This is a genomic window from Flammeovirgaceae bacterium SG7u.111 (genome assembly GCA_034044135.1).
Lineage (GTDB): Bacteria > Bacteroidota > Bacteroidia > Cytophagales > Flammeovirgaceae.
In genome coordinates this window covers 2,698,563-2,714,194 of record CP139021.1, presented here as the reverse complement: position 1 = coordinate 2,714,194, position 15,632 = coordinate 2,698,563, and the positions used below count along the sequence as shown (strand labels likewise).

The 15,632-nt window shown below is 41.2% G+C and carries 9 protein-coding genes; 4 read left to right on the top strand and 5 right to left on the bottom strand.

Translation table 11 applies throughout. The features are described from left to right. Positions 1–95: 95 nt before the first annotated feature. Both R9C00_10485 and recN read right to left on the bottom strand, forming a co-directional pair. Positions 96–1,418 carry an SPFH domain-containing protein gene (locus tag R9C00_10485; GenBank protein ID WPO37880.1) on the bottom strand — a complete coding sequence of 441 codons (1,323 nt, stop codon included), beginning with the start codon at positions 1,416–1,418 and terminating at the stop codon, positions 96–98. 732 nt (positions 1,419–2,150) lie between these two features. Beyond that, complete coding sequence (gene recN, locus R9C00_10480) at positions 2,151–3,800, bottom strand: DNA repair protein RecN (GenBank protein WPO37879.1); 1,650 nt, start codon at positions 3,798–3,800, stop codon at positions 2,151–2,153. A gap of 369 nt (positions 3,801–4,169) precedes the next feature. Here recN and R9C00_10475 point away from each other — a divergent pair, with 369 nt between their 5' ends. Both R9C00_10475 and R9C00_10470 read left to right on the top strand, forming a co-directional pair. Continuing rightward, positions 4,170–5,915 carry an amidohydrolase gene (locus R9C00_10475; protein ID WPO37878.1) on the top strand — a complete coding sequence of 582 codons (1,746 nt, stop codon included), beginning with the start codon at positions 4,170–4,172 and terminating at the stop codon, positions 5,913–5,915. Positions 5,916–6,213: 298 nt separating this feature from the next. Continuing rightward, a complete protein-coding gene (locus R9C00_10470) occupies positions 6,214–6,687 on the top strand; it encodes a hypothetical protein (protein ID WPO37877.1) in 474 nt (157 codons plus the stop codon). Between the two features lie 246 nt (positions 6,688–6,933). On the opposite strand, the gene R9C00_10465 is transcribed toward R9C00_10470, so the two are convergent. Both R9C00_10465 and R9C00_10460 read right to left on the bottom strand, forming a co-directional pair. After that, entirely contained in the window at positions 6,934–8,913 is a 1,980-nt protein-coding gene (locus R9C00_10465) for a family 16 glycosylhydrolase (protein WPO37876.1), read from the bottom strand. A 583-nt stretch (positions 8,914–9,496) separates the two neighbouring features. After that, complete coding sequence (locus tag R9C00_10460; protein ID WPO37875.1) at positions 9,497–11,017, bottom strand: bifunctional GNAT family N-acetyltransferase/carbon-nitrogen hydrolase family protein; 1,521 nt, start codon at positions 11,015–11,017, stop codon at positions 9,497–9,499. A gap of 421 nt (positions 11,018–11,438) precedes the next feature. Between R9C00_10460 and R9C00_10455 the strand changes: the two genes are divergently transcribed. Then, a complete protein-coding gene (locus R9C00_10455; GenBank protein WPO37874.1) occupies positions 11,439–12,431 on the top strand; it encodes a M48 family metallopeptidase in 993 nt (330 codons plus the stop codon). A 487-nt stretch (positions 12,432–12,918) separates the two neighbouring features. Here R9C00_10455 and R9C00_10450 read toward each other — a convergent pair whose 3' ends face one another. Beyond that, positions 12,919–13,494, bottom strand: a complete 576-nt coding sequence (locus R9C00_10450; protein ID WPO37873.1) for a hypothetical protein — start codon at positions 13,492–13,494, stop codon at positions 12,919–12,921. A gap of 1,311 nt (positions 13,495–14,805) precedes the next feature. Here R9C00_10450 and R9C00_10445 point away from each other — a divergent pair. Continuing rightward, on the top strand, positions 14,806–15,591 hold the full coding sequence (locus R9C00_10445) for a hypothetical protein (GenBank protein ID WPO37872.1): 786 nt from the start codon (positions 14,806–14,808) through the stop codon (positions 15,589–15,591). Positions 15,592–15,632: the final 41 nt, after the last annotated feature.

Below are 15,632 nucleotides of genomic sequence, written 5' to 3'. Positions count from 1 at the left end.
TTCTTTCGGGTTCCATTCGCCATAAAACCATACAAAAAAGCCACAAGAATTCTCATCCTTGTGGCTTTGGGTTATAAAACAGGCATTAAAGAATATTACTGTTTTACCGTTTGCAACTGCTTGGCCATAGCCGCACCTATCAAGCTTTCGAGAGGTGTTCCTCCCTTCTGATCTCCACCAATAATCATAGTCTGAGGGAATTGGATTTTGGAGATTTGCTCCGCTACTTGCACGTCCCTGTCAAGCTCCATTTGCAGCTTCACCTCTGGGGTGATACCCGCACTTACTTTTCTAGAGATTTCATAAGCTTCAGCATCGGCTTGCACCTTTTTCGTCTGAGCGTTCAACCGCTCCGTTTCCAACTCAATTGCCGCAAGTTTCTTATTCGTTTCTTCTTGCTTCAATTTCGTTTCTATGGCAATCAGGGCTTTCACCTGCTCCTTCTCTTGGGCAACACGCTCAGCAGCTTTGTCACGCTCACCCTCGGCAATAATTCTCAACTGTGCATCTTTGGCAGTTTCCACCTTCTGCTGCTCCAGTTGTCTCTTCGCCGATTCGTCCCTTTGGGCTTCCAAGCGTTGCTTAAAGGTCGCTTCCAGTTCTATGTTATCGACTATGACCTGCGAAACAATAATTTTGTTCTCGCTCAACTCGTGCTTAATCCTTTTAGGAATTCCGTTTTCCAACACCTTCTTCACCTCATAAGAAGTCTGCACTTCTTTTATGACCCTACTTACTTCCTCCTCTTGGATGTCTCCATAAACCGTATCTCTCGACACAATTTTCTCCACAGCATACGCTCCGCCTTTCAGTTGCTCTTCAAATGCTTGCCTAAAGCTTTGCGCTTCACCAGAGATATAATCCTGAGCGGCAAACATGTAGGCAGTATTCACCAATTGCTCTTTCACCGTTGGCACTATCGTGTTGTTCACTAAGTTACTCATGGTTCTAAATTTCACCGCAAGGCTAATAAAACTCTCCTCATCGCGGGGAAGCTCAAAACGAGTGGAAACAAATCCGTTGGCTGTTACCTGATCGATAAACCTCAAGGGGACAGGCTTCATCAGCCCTTCTACCTCTTCGGCATCTACCTCAATACCCTCGCCCGTTACCTTCACGTCTATGAACTTTTGCCATTTATCAATCTTAGTGCCAGGGACTTGAAACTTAATACCCTGCTCCATAACGGCACTCATTTTACCTGTAGGCGAAACCAAAAGATAGTTAAAACCTCTATCTGCGAAAAAGAACATGGAGTTCACTGACAAAAGCACCCCTCCAATCAATACGGCAATTGCTCCTTGTGCCAAGGAAAAGTTTTTCATCCATGGACCAGCACTTTCACTTTTGTCCAAAAAGGCAATTATAAGAATAGCAAATCCAGCCAATAAGGCTAAAACACCAAATAAAGTTATCATGATTTTTTAGATATAATTATGTGAAAAAAATGTCAAAATTCTGCGAGGCATTCTAAAATGGTCACATAGTACTGTTTGTTAAATTGAGAGATTAAAAGAACTCAACCTACCCTCCTCATTTGGTACAAAGAGGTTTTTAGTTTCCAAAATAGACCAATGGCTTTGCCGTACCCCCAGTGACTAAGGTAGCTCAAAAGAAGGCAATTAAAACCCAGCCTTTATTGTGAAATAGGTTGAAAAACCGTTGTGATATTACAAGGAAGCCGAAGTGTATTTCAGGGTGGAAAATCTTAAGATAGCAAAGCTGCTTTACAGATAAGCTGTAGCCCAGAACCTTGTAAGAGGAAGTACCGATATTTAGCACTATTAGCTGATGTATTCATTTAAGTAGATAGTTAGAAGGTCAAAAATGCAAACTGCATTAGAAAATTTAATTCTTTGTAGGCTACCTTCATATTTACGGGAGATATATTGGAAAAGTTGCCGTTTATATTGGGTAATACACAATATTTTTACATATAACAAAATAAATTACACACATCTAAAATTGCCTATATATAATAAGTGTGGTTTACTGAAAAATGGGCAATAAATTCAACTGAAAAAATATTTTTAGAAATAGTTGGAATGTGATTATTTCTTGATGTAAAAAAGATGCCATTCCGATTGCGATCGGAATGGCATCTTTTTCTTTTCTAACTTCTATCGTCTAACCCCCAGCTTCTCAGAAAATCATCCCATCAACTCCTGTGCATTTTTGTAGGCAGTTTCGCTTGGGTTGGCTCCTCCTATCATTTGGGCTATTTCGTTGAGGCGCTCTTCTTGGGCTAGGAGCTTGATCCTACTTACGGTACGAGCTGCGCTGTTGTCTTTGAACACGAAGTAATGATGGTCTCCCTTAGCAGCTATTTGCGGAAGGTGGCTAATGGCAATAATCTGGTGCCTACCCGCCATTTCCTTCATCATGTTCCCTACTTTTATGGCAATTTCACCCGAAATACCTGTGTCTATTTCATCGAAAATAACGGTAGGCAGCAAGGTTTTTCTGGCTAGGATATACTTTATTGCCAGCATCAAGCGAGAAAATTCACCGCCAGATGCCACAACTTTGATCGGCTCAGGGTTCACGCCCTTATTGGCACTAAACAGGATATTCACCTCATCTTTCCCCGTTTTGGTCAACTCCCCTACTCGGTGATCGATTGCCGTTTTTCCATTGGGCATACCCAAATGTTGAAGCAACAGATTCAGCTCGTTTACCAACGGGTTGAAAAACTCCAACCTCTTTTGCGAAAGCAATTCTGCTTTTTCCAATGCTACAACATACGCCTGTTCTTTTTCCGCTTTATACTCCGCCAATTTATCATCGAAGTTCAAGACCTTATCCACTTTTTCTTGGATAGAATCGCGAAGTGCGATCAGCTCATCAATATCGTGTACATGATGCTTGTGTTGCAAAGAATACACCTGATCTACTTGTTCTTTCAGTTGCATCATCCGCTCTTGGTCTGGAAACAGTTTTGACTCTTCTTTCTCCAGCTCCAGGGTAATATCTTGCAGTTCGATCTGAACACTTTGCGCACGCTCCTGCAATTCTTCAAACTGCTTTCCAAATCCACTTATCTGCGAAAGCGCAGCCATCGCAGATTTCAAGCCAGCTTCTACTGAAAACTCCGCATTGCTCAAAAACTCCAACACCCCGTTGAGGTTGGACTTTATGCTTTCCGCATTTTCCAATAACTCCAACTCCGATTCCATTGCTGGAATATCCAAATCGTCTAGCCCTGCTTCCGTAAGTTCATTGAGCAAATGGCTGTTATAATCAAATTCTTTTTTGATTTCCTCGTTCTCCGACATCAACTGTTGGTAAGCTTTTTCAGCAGCTTTTAAAGTTCGGTAACTTTCCTGATAATCCGCCAAAAGCGTGGCAGTTTCAGCGTACACGTCTATGATCTGGAGCTGGTAATCTTCCGAGCCTATTAGTAGGTTGTCGTGCTGGGAATGTACATCCAACAGCCTTCCCGAAATCGCCCTAAGCGTTTCGAGGTTTACAGGCGTATCGTTGATGAAGGCCCTTGATTTTCCGCTAGGGGAAATTTCCCTTCGGATAACCGAAAGCTCTTCATAATCGAGATCCAATTGCTTGAAAACGCCTTTTAGTTTGTACCCCTTCACTTTAAAAGCTCCTTCTATCACACACTTTTTTTCCTCATCAAAAAGCATTTTGGAATCTGCACGGTTGCCCAACAGCAGCCCGATAGCCCCCAACATGATCGACTTACCTGCACCTGTTTCTCCAGTAATTATATTCAAATTTTTGGAAGGAGAAATCTCTAATTCTCGTATAAGTGCGTAGTTTTTAATTATCAGATTTTTAAGCATAAATGCTACTTCTTTTATATTAGAAAAAGATAGTTTGAGGGTTGATAAACAGTACCTACTATAGATTTCCACACCACTATTCTCACAGGTCAATGCTAGCTACTATTTAAAACCCTTCACCGCGAAAAAATTCAAAGAAAACATTTCTCGCAAGACGTAATCATTCATTTTGCTCAAAATTAATCCATTTCATGAGAAGGAAGGAAAGCTAAGGGGAAATGTTGCGAATATAAAATCAGAAGTTTTGAAAAGGGGGCAAATCCAGTCTCAACCTTAAAGAAAAAACCTCTAATAAGTTATATAACTTATATGTATCCTTATATTTATCGGTATAAGGAAATAGGTGAAAAAATTAAAACAACCACAATTATGAACCATTTTACTATTAAGAACAAAGCAAGTGGAAAGCCCAGCTTGCTGTTTTTGCTATTTTTTTGCGTAAGCCTTTGGACTTGCGAAACCCCTCAGACGGCAGACTTGCTCATTTATGGAGGAACTATTTACACCGTTTCGGAAAGCAACCCTTCTGTTGAAGCAGTTGTGATCCAAGGTGACAAAATCGTTTTTGCCGGAAACTTGGCTGATGCGGAAAAAATGGTCGACGACAAGACCGAAAGGCTCGACCTAAAGGGCAAAACCTTGACTCCTGGGCTAATCGAATCGCATGCGCACTTTTTGGGCGTGGGCTACAAAAAGCTCAACCTCGACCTGAGCAACACCAAAAGTTACGAGGAAATAGTCTCTATGGTAGCCGAAGCTGCAAAAAAAGCCAAGCCCGGAGAATGGATTCAAGGCAGAGGATGGCACCAAAGTAAGTGGGACAGCTTACCCGAAAAAATGGTCAACGGCTTCCAAACCCACGATGAACTGAGCGCAGTTTCTCCTAACAACCCCGTGTATTTGCGGCATGCAAGCGGCCATGCAGGCTTTGCCAATGCCAAAGCGATGGAAATGGCTGGTGTTTCAACCATTTCTCCTGAAGGAATGGATAGCCATGAAGTGGAAGGTGGTGAATTTATCAGAGACGAACTGGGCAATGCAACGGGCGTGTTCAATGAACGAGCGATGGGGCTCATCACCAAGCACATCCCCGACAATACGCCAGAGATGAGGGCTAAAGCAATGAAATTAGCTTTTGACGAATGCCTTTCCCACGGGATCACCAGTTTTCACGATGCTGGAGAAGGCAAAGAAGGACTGGAAACTATGTACGAGTTTTTGGAAAAAGATTCGCTAAAAGTAAGGCTATACGTGATGCTCAGCAGCGGTGATACTTCCCTACTGAACGAATGGTACGCCAAAGGGCCGCAAATAGGCTTGGGCAACAACTTCTTAACTGTTCGCTCCATTAAATTGTATGTAGACGGCGCCTTAGGTTCTAGGGGCGCTTGGCTCTTAAAAGATTACGAAGACCGCCCTGGCCACACTGGCCATGAAACTACGCCGATTCCTTTCGTGCGCATGGTCACTAGAGATGGGCTAGAACACGGTTTTCAAGTTTGCTCGCATGCCATAGGCGATAGGGCAAACCGAGAAGTATTGGATGAATACGAAGCTGCTTTCTTAGATAATCCTGATAAAGCTACCGACCACCGGTTTAGGATAGAACATGCCCAGCATATCAATGGAGAAGACATTCCAAGATTCGGAAAATTGGGCGTAATTGCTGCCATGCAAGCCATCCACATGAGCTCCGACAGGCCATGGGCTATTTACCGTTTGGGCTTGGCTAGGATTCAAGACGGGGCATATGTGTGGCAAAAACTGTTGGACAGCGGAGCAAAGGTGATCAATGGAACAGATGCACCCGTTGAGCCAATCGACCCGATTGCTTGCTTTTATGCTTCAGTGACCAGAAGAACGCTTAAAGGCGAGCCAGATGGAGGCTACGAAGCCGACCAGAAAATGAGTCGTGAGCAAGCCCTGAAATCCTACACGCTCGATGCCGCTTATGGTGCTTTTGAAGAAGACATCAAAGGCTCGATTGAGGTAGGAAAATTGGCGGACTTCACCGTATTTGACCAAGACATCATGACCGTACCTGACGATTCGCTACTTGCTACCAAAATTGATTACACCATAGTAGGTGGTAAAGTTGTTTTTGAAAGAAAGTAAACCTAGGCGTTAAAAGCTGGACGCTAGAGGATATAATAACAACTCCCATTTTACTTATGCAAATGCATAAGTAAAATGGGAGTTGTTATTTATGACGTTGCAATTTTTTTAAGTAAGTGGATAAATGTAATCGTATAATGAAAGCCCGTGGTTTGTGGCACACAAACCAGCCCTAGGGATAGTAGGTTCCTTTTGGGTAGGTACTTAATAGAAAAAAAGAATGAATTATGCTTTAGCACCAACCATTCCAATTCATTGACTGTCTTATATTATAGTACACACAAAACTATCTAAACTTATGAGGGAAATTTATCTATGCATAATTTGTAGCTTGCTTTTAGCATCCTTTCAAGGATGTAAAACAGATAGCGATTGTGGGGCATGTTTTACTCCTCCTAGCTTTTTTACTTTTGAAATTGTAGATATAAATACAGGGGAAAACTTATTCACAAATGGCACTTTCGATCCCAACCAACTTGTAATAACAGCTACGCTTGATGGAAAAAGCGAAAATGTTACATACAATTTTATTGAAGAAAACGGACTCAATCAATTAGAAATCACATCAGTAGGTTGGGAATCAGGAATTTCAACCACTTCAGTATCAGTTGGAGACACATATTTATTCAACTTGACGGTTGATGCGGAAAGGGTAAGCGAAGACTGCTGCAACTTTACTCGGTATAATGAAATCAACATAAATGATGCAATGTATACGCTAGATCCAGTCACCAGTGCTTTTTATATAGTTTCGGTAGATCTGGGCGAGTAAACTTCTAGGTTAAGCAGAAACTGTAATAAAAATACAGCTCCCCACTATGTTTATTTAAAACAAATAAGTGGGGAGTTCATATAATGAAAATACCGTTTCCTCAATTCAAATATACCCTCCATTCTGTCCCTAAGGTTACGTACACTACCAAAAAACTGGTTGAGCTCGCACAGCAGGTCAATGCCCACATCGACAATCAAAACCATTTCCATATTGGTGGCTACTATTTTCTATCCAGCACACAAACTATTCTATGACAACTCTTTTAGTCGTTATAGAGCCGTTTAACTCAAGTTCTGCCATGTAAAAGCCTTTTTTCAAGTCAGAAACATCAATTTCTAGTTGATTCCCCCTTTTGGATAACTCAATTCTTTTTTCCTTTATAACTGAACCTTCCAAATCTATCAGGGAAATGGTAGCACTTCCATCAATTTCAGAACTCAAACTAAATACCAGAATATCTGTAGCAGGATTAGGGTATATCAATAAAGACTGGGGCTTCCTTTCTCCTCTCAATAAACTTTGTCCTGCCCTCGCATTAGAAGTAGTTGACGCAATTAATTCTAAGTTATCTGCATAAAGGAGATTGGCACCTCCTACAGGGTTATAAACATAAAGAGTTGCCGATGTGCTACTCTGACCTGTGGTAAATTGGAGGTTTTGTTTTATATATTCTGTATTGGTAAAGCCAACTTGTATCTCACTTCCTCCGTAGTTTTTCACTCCTAGTAGCCCTTCTCCTCCAGATGTTTTTACAAATCCAGAAAAATCATACGTAGTATTGGGCGATAACCCTGAAATAGTTGCTTCATAACCACCTCCCCACTGTGAATTATCTTCAAGAAGGGCTGCATAAGTTCCAGCATATTGATCCGAGTTTACCACAGTTGATCCGCCCCATAAATACGATGAAGAGCCAGACTCAAAACCTGAGTCATCAATCAGGTTGATTGGTGTTACTGGAGCTAATGAATCTTTTTGATACATCCTAATATAATCCACCAAATAAACAGTACTATCTGGTAGTGCGGAAGTACTACCACCAGAATTTCCTCCAAGCGCAAGGTTTAGCCACAGTATTTGTGGAACTTCTTTAAAAGGCGCAGACCCTGGGCAAGCATAGGCAGCACTGTTGTTTTTTGTATTTGGGTCAAATGTATTAATCAATACATCATCCACATAGATTGACATCCCATTCTCATTCCAGTCAAGTGTCCAAATATGATAATCGTCGGCAAAATTTGCAATGCCTAGTTCATCTACACTAATGGCATTGGAATTCCATGTAGCATTCCATCTACCAGAACCCGCTACTGCAAAATTACCTAATATTTTATTTTGATAATTTTCCATAATATCAATCTCGCCTCCTGCAGGCCAGTCCCCACAGCCTACTTGATCGGGTTCACCTACCGTCCAAATAGCTGGCCAAGTACCTAAAAGATTTGTCACTTTAGCCCTACACTCAACCCTTCCGTACAGAAACTTAAACTTATTGAATGTAGCTATGCTACCCGATGTCCAATACCCAACTTCTCTGTTTTGTTTCCAATCAGAAGAATTAGGATCATAGTTCTCGTTAAGAACCGTGTCACGCACAGCAGAAATTACCAAGTTACCATTCTCTTGAGTTAAATTATCAGGCAGATAATACTGTGCCTCATTATTTCGCTTAAACCCCCTTTCTGCAGACCACTTAGCAGTATCTACCGAACCATCTAAGTTAAATTCATCATTCCAAATCAAGTTATACTCATAATCAATTCCTTGAAGGAACAAATCATCTGCAAATACATACTCTGCGTCTCCAGCTGGGTTGTATACAAAAAGTGTAGCTTTCGTCGATACAAAACCAGTTGTAAATACTATGCTTTGCTCCCCATAGGAAGTATTAGAAAAACTGGTAAAATTTTCACTCCCTCCATAATTCTTTACCCCTATACGTCCTTCTCCTCCAGATGTTTTTACGAACCCAGAGAATTTGTAGGTAGTATTCGCTGTTAAACCAGTTATGATAACTTCATAGCCTCCTCCCCATTCGGTATCATCTCCCAGTTGTGCTGCATAAGACCCTGCATATTGGTTTGAATTTACCACAGAAGAACCTCCCCACAGGTTGGATGAACTACCAGATTCAAATCCTGGGTCTTGAATTAGGTTGAATTGTCCATAAGTGTTTAGTGAAAATATTAAACACACATAAAAGAATAAGCTTTTCATAATCATAATAAAATAAGTTTTGGTATAAAGTGATATTTGGATGATTTCGATGACTTTTAACAATAATCTTGCGAAGTGACTTAAGTTAACTAAGATGTATACCACAACAGTAAAAGACTAAATATCAGATATTTGAATGCAAATATTTTCTTTTATTGAAAATATGATATATCTGAATTGAAGTACAACTTTACAAGGATGATTCAAAAGTTTTTAAATCAACACTAGTGACTTTTGCGAGCTTTTATGGCATGCTCAGTCTCAAGCCTAGTGCTATATAATTAGGACTAAATTCTATGATAAATAGACTATGCCTTAAAAGAAAGAATTTTGTTATGAGATAAACATATACTTCAGTTCTAAACTTTTACAGCATATTTTGAAGAAGATCAATTATTGGAAGGGTCTCTACCTGTTACAAAACAACAATGCAAAAAATTCTATTGACAATAAGGTCGTACCGCCGAATAGAGGGAGAGCATATTAAAAATTCAGGAGGAGCTGTTTGAACATTTTAGTTTTCATCCAAACAGCTCCTCAAACAAATCCCTAAATAAGTATTTGCTACAAACAGGGCATTCTCGACAGGTTATCGTTTCTTCAGCTCAAAAATATCTTTTCTCCTATCCCTAAGGTTGCGCACACTACCAAACTGGTTCAGCTCGCGCAGCAGATCAATATCTACATCGGCTATCAAGATCATTTCCGTGTTGGTCGTTGCCTCAGCTTTGATTCCATTTACCGGGAAAGGAAAATCGCAAGGGGTAAACACCATGGACTGGGCAAACTGGATATCCATGTTATGCACCTTGGGCAAGTTGCCCACGCTTCCTGCAATAGCCACGTAGCATTCATTTTCAATCGCCCTGGCTTGGGCACAATGCCTCACCCTCGAATAACCATTTTGCGTATCGGTCAGGAACGGGATAAACAATATATCCATACCTTCGTCAGCTAGCAACCTACTTAGCTCAGGGAACTCTGAATCGTAGCAGATAAGGATGCCGATTTTCCCACAATCTGTATCAAAAGTCTTCAGCTCTGAACCGCCCTGCATACCCCATACTTTCTCTTCATCTGGCGTAACATGCAGCTTTTCATAGCGCTCCATAGTACCATCTCTCTTGCACAAATAACCTACGTTGTACAAAAGGTCATCTTTTATCTCGGGCATACTCCCTGTGATCACATTGATATTGTAGGAGATGGCCAACTCTGAAAATCGTTGGACAATACTTTCGGTATGTTTCGCCAATTCCCGAATCGCATCTGGCTCGGAAAGGTGGTTATTTTCTGCCATCAATGGGGCATTGAAAAACTCAGGAAATAGGGCGAAATCTGAACGATAGCCCGACACCGCATCTATGAAATACTCAGCTTGCTGCATCAACTCCTCCAAGTTCTTGTAGGGGCGCATCTGCCATTGGATAAGCCCAAGGCGAATGATTTTTTTGGTAATAGCAGCGTCCTCTGTTTGCTTCTCGTAGTAGATATTATCCCATTCCAGCAACACGGCAAACTCGTTCGATGCCTTATCACCTTCCAAGTACCCTTTCAGGATTTTAGAAGGATGGAAATCATTGGATATCTGAAAGTTGAACACAGGATCGTGAATCTCTTTCCGCTTCACCTTTTCAATGTATTCTTTCGGGGTAATCTCGTTTGCATATTTGTGGTAGTTCGGGATACGTCCACCAAACGCAATGCTCCGCAAGTTCAACTTTTCACAAAGCTCCTTGCGGTAATCGTAGAGCCTGCGCCCTAGCCTTAAGCCCCTGAACTCGGGTTTGATGAACACATCAATGCCATACAACACATCGCCCTCGCTGTTGTGCGTGTCAAAAGAATAATCCCCCGTGATATCTCGGTAAGTATGGTTGCCCTCAAACTTTTTATAATCCACAATGATAGAAAGGGCACAGCCAGCCAGCTCGTTGTTCACCTTTATCACTACCTGCCCGTCGGGAAACTTCTCAATAAGCGATTTAATATGCTCCTCTTTCCAGTAAGAATTGGGCATACTTTTATACGCCTCTATCATGGCGGCTTTCAACTCCTGATAATCGTTCAGGGTCAAGTACTGCAATTCAACATTTTCTATATTTTGCATAGCTCTATTTAATTAAAAAAAACCTAGCCAACCCTCTCATAAAGAATCATTTACAAACACATTCAACCCATACTATAAAATAGCGCGCAAATATGCATTAAAAAAACTCGGTTTACTATACTAGCAAACTATTTGCAAAAAATAAATACCTTGGTAAACCTTCCTGAACAAAAGCCCAAATCTATTTCCCCAAAACCAATGACGGGAAAACTATGAAAACAAACTGTAGCCCAAACAACAAAGAAAACCACTGCGCTTTCAGAACAAAACACAAAAAGAACCATGTAAACAAATTCCCAAAATAACTGCCAGTTATAACCAAAATAAACCAGTGCACTATCCTTTTATTGCACTTAATACACGTTATCGTTATGTTTATTATAGAAAAGATCCAGAGTTCCTAAACCAATAAAGAGACATCATGAAACCGAAAAAATATAAAAGAGAAAGAGTCCATTTTAAAGGTATCCACCCTTCAGCATGGGAGCATCCAGCTGATCGTGCCGCGCTCAACGCTCTGCAAAAAGTACCTGGGCTAGACATCGCCATCAAAACCTTCTTTGGGGCAACAACCGAAAAATCCCTACGCCTTATTACCCTTGGCTCTGCTGTGAGGGTGTCTAAAAAGCAATTTCCCCAAATACACGAAATCTACAAGGAAGCCTGTAAAACCTTGGACTTTGAAAAAAGACCTGAACTTTATATTTCCCAAAATCCCTTCTTCAATGCTGGTGCTATAGGGATGGACAACCCATTCATTGTGGTCAACTCTGGCTTGGTAGATGTGATGGACGATATGGAAATAATGGGCGTATTAGGCCATGAGCTTGGGCATATCAAAAGTGGACATGTGCTGTACAAAACGTTATTGAACTTTATGGTGATGATCTCGGCCTTCACCTTGCAGATACCTCTGAGTGGGCTTGCAATTGCCGGGATAATTGCTGCGCTCAAGGAATGGGACAGGAAAAGCGAGCTTTCTGCCGATAGGGCTGCTTTGCTCACCGTCCAAAACCCAGAAGTATCCGTTCAGATGCTAATGAAAATGGCTGGAGGCAGGCAACTCGACCAAATGGATTTGGGAGAATTTATCGCCCAAGCAGAAGAGTACAACAACTCCAACACACTGCTAGACAACGTTTACAAATTCCTAAACACCGTTGGGCTTTCCCACCCCATGCCAGTGATCAGGGTACTGGAAGTGATGAACTGGGTAAGAAACGGCGATTACGAAGGCATACTCAATGGCGTTTACAACAAAGATGCTTCTAACGATTTCAAAAAGGATTTCTCCGATGCTTCTGCAAGCTACAAAGAGGACTTCAAAAGCACCTTCGATCCCCTGTTCAAAGATGCTTCCGACAAAGCCAAAGATATTTTTGATGGCTTGTTCAACAAAGATCGGGAGAATTAGAAACCAGTAAATACTCCAAATAATAACCAAAGGCTTCGTATTGCACGAAGCCTGTTCTAGTTTAATTAAGTACCTGAACACAAAAAATCGTGAATTTGGACTGTTTCTTTTTCCACTATGCGTCGTTAAAAAATCATTCCGTAGCTCTGCTATGCAAGGATTTTTTGCCTAGCCTAACGAAAAAATAACCTCGCCCAAATACACGTTTACTTATGCCCAGTTACTTAAGCGACAATTAGCATATCTATTTCTTACATTGGCAACCTAATTTCAGCTGGCAAGCAGGCGATATAAAAAACTATATCCCTACACTATGAACTATAATAGAACCTGTTTTCTCCTACTCTTAATAGGATGCAGCCAAGGGACAGATTCACAACTTTTCAAAGACTCAGGCGAAGTGATTACCCTTCTTGAAGACATTCATTTTATAAAGTACCCGCCCCGGTCACTCAGAGCGTCTGGGACGTTGCTTCCTAAAGAAAACCTACTCCAACATCCAATCTTCTGAGTCCGAACCAAAACTATTTGCCTCGTGGAAATCTATATATCCCCTCTTCCCACCAAACCACTCTAACACCTTATTGCGAGAAAGCTTAGTCGGTTTATCCGACAAATGGGCATGGTAAGAAGAATAAGGATAGTCCCTAAAGTCTTTGACCAAGCCATGCTTTTGCGGGTTAGTATGGATATAGGCAACCAAGCTGGAGAAATAGGTTTCCCCATTTACCTCTTTTCGCTTGAACGGTTCTTCAAATAGCTGACCAGTCCTTCCGTATGTATCGTTGATTGTGATCGAATAACTCTTGATAAAGCTAGAAAAAGCATTACTCACATGCCAGTATAGTGGTTTATCTTTGTTCTTTGTGATAAGCTTAAGAATTTCATCTTCATCCCTTACCTGTATAAGTAGGTGAAAATGATTCTTGAGCAAGCAGTAAGCGAAAGTCTTTACATACCCGTGGACAAACCGAGCATACTTTGATAGGAAATAAGCATAATTTCTTTCTTCAAAAAACAAATCCTGACCATTCACTCCTCGATTGTAGATGTGGAAATACATACCTGGTTCTAAGTGTGCTTTTCTTTATGTCCATCTCTTTTTCTAAAGTTAACGCAAGAATCATTGCAGTCGTTTTAGAGGCATCTTGTTTTATCAGCGACGGGGTCTTTACAAAAGCCCCCTGTCGCTCGGTTGCCTAACTTCCCAACCTTGCTTCGTTTTATCATCCCAGCGTCGTGGGCGTAAAAGAACGACCTCGACAGGGTTACGCCAATAAAACAACGTCGGGGTCTTTCCAAAAGCCCCCTGTCGCTCGGTTGCCTATTTTCCAACCCTGCTTCGTTTTATCATCCCAGCGTCGTGGGCGTAAAAGAACGACCTCGACAGGGTTACGCAAAAAAAACATCGACGGGGTTACGCCAATAAAAAAACGACGGGGTCTTTACAAAAGCCCCCTGTCGCTCGGTTGCCTACTTCCCAACCCTGCTTCGTTTTACCTCCAAGCGTCGTGGGCGTGAAATAAACGACCACAACGGGGTTACGCAAAAAAAAACATCGACGGGGTCTTTCCAAAAGCCCCCTGTCGCTCGGTTGCCTATTTTCCAACCCTGCTTCGTTTTATCATCCCAGCGTCGTGGGCGTAAAAGAACGACTACGACGGTGTTATGTCAAAAAAAAACGACGGGGTCTTTACAAAAGCCCCTTGTCGCTCGGTTGCCTACTTCCCAACCCTGCTTCGTTTTACCTCCAAGCGTCGTGGGCGTGAAATAAACGACCACAACGGGGTTACGCAAAAAAAAACATCGACGGGGTCTTTTCAAAAGCCCCCTGTCGTTTGGCAACCTATTTTCCAACCCTGCTTCGTTTTACCATCCAAGCGTCGTGGGCGTAAAAGAACGACCTCGACGGGGTTACGCCAATAAAACAACGTCGAGGTCTTTCCAAAAGCCCCCTGTCGCTCGGTTGCCTAACTGCCCAACCCTGATTCGTTTTACCTCCAAGCGTCGTGGGCGTGAAATAAACGACCACGACGGTGTTGCGTCAAAAAAAACAACGTCGGGGTCTTTACAAAAGCCCTCGACGCTTAGTAACCTATGCAACAACTGGGCTTCGTGTTCTTGTATATCGCCCGGGCGCTTGAAGCGACCGGGACGTTTTTGAAAGTGGAAACCTCCTGCCTATGCACCGCACCAGCCATGTCTTGTAGATATTGAAGGAAATTGGGAAGGAAGGCAAATCCTACTTAGCTCCAATAATGCGCCTCAGCATAAAAAAAGTATTTTTTTGAGCAAAAGCCTTTTCTTTTCTGAGAAATCCAGTTCTTCTGTGCTATATTTAGGAGGATAAACCAGCAATTTCAACTATTAAACAATGATTTGCACTAACATCCCAATAGAAATAAGGCTAAGGCTACTTTTTTCTAACAATTTAGTTTATTTCGGACTCTTCATTATTGTGGTTATTGGGCTTTTCCTTTCTGTTATCATAACGGACACTGACTATGAGGCACATAAATATGTAGAAAGTAGCACCTCCAATGGCACTGGAACAATAGTTGGGATAACAAGGACAAATACTACAGTTAATGACAATACTATATATAAATATGAATTTGAGTATGTTGCAGCTAATGCCACTTTGAGCGGTTATTCATTTAGCCAAGATATAAACTTAGAAATTGGAGAGGTAACAGCAATAGAATACATTACTAACGAACCAGAAGTTTCGAGGATAGTAAATACTACAAATGGTTCATCTTCAATTGGAGTATTATACTTTTTAGTCAGCGTATTCTTGCTTGGTTTTTTGGTTATTTCAATTGGTGTTTTTAAGCGGGTTAAGCTTATTAAATACCTTCAATCAGGTTTTGATATTGTAAACTCACAACTAGTTGATGAAATGAGAATTCCATTTGTGAGGATAAATCATTCTGAATCACTATGTATGCTTACGTTTGAATATTCTGTGAATACAGAAACAAAAAAAATTACTAAATTCAAAACTACTTATCACCATTATATACAATATTATACTTATCCAGTATTGATAAATCAAGCAAATAATAATGATGTATTATTACTAAATGATTTACCAATAAGAGTACGTGATTTCATATTATCAAAAAGTAACGCATCCACCAAACCACATGACACTTAAGGATAGCAAGTTATGTATATAACTTCGTGGAACTCCAAACC

Bases quoted from the DNA above. Each gene is read 5' to 3' on its own strand.
- R9C00_10485 (WPO37880.1), bottom strand. From the start codon at position 1,418: ATGATAACTTTATTTGGTGTTTTAGCCTTATTGGCTGGATTTGCTATT.
- recN (WPO37879.1), bottom strand. From the start codon at position 3,800: ATGCTTAAAAATCTGATAATTAAAAACTACGCACTTATACGAGAATTA.
- R9C00_10475 (WPO37878.1), top strand. From the start codon at position 4,170: ATGAACCATTTTACTATTAAGAACAAAGCAAGTGGAAAGCCCAGCTTG.
- R9C00_10470 (WPO37877.1), top strand. From the start codon at position 6,214: ATGAGGGAAATTTATCTATGCATAATTTGTAGCTTGCTTTTAGCATCC.
- R9C00_10465 (WPO37876.1), bottom strand. From the start codon at position 8,913: ATGATTATGAAAAGCTTATTCTTTTATGTGTGTTTAATATTTTCACTA.
- R9C00_10460 (WPO37875.1), bottom strand. From the start codon at position 11,017: ATGCAAAATATAGAAAATGTTGAATTGCAGTACTTGACCCTGAACGAT.
- R9C00_10455 (WPO37874.1), top strand. From the start codon at position 11,439: ATGAAACCGAAAAAATATAAAAGAGAAAGAGTCCATTTTAAAGGTATC.
- R9C00_10450 (WPO37873.1), bottom strand. From the start codon at position 13,494: ATGTATTTCCACATCTACAATCGAGGAGTGAATGGTCAGGATTTGTTT.
- R9C00_10445 (WPO37872.1), top strand. From the start codon at position 14,806: ATGATTTGCACTAACATCCCAATAGAAATAAGGCTAAGGCTACTTTTT.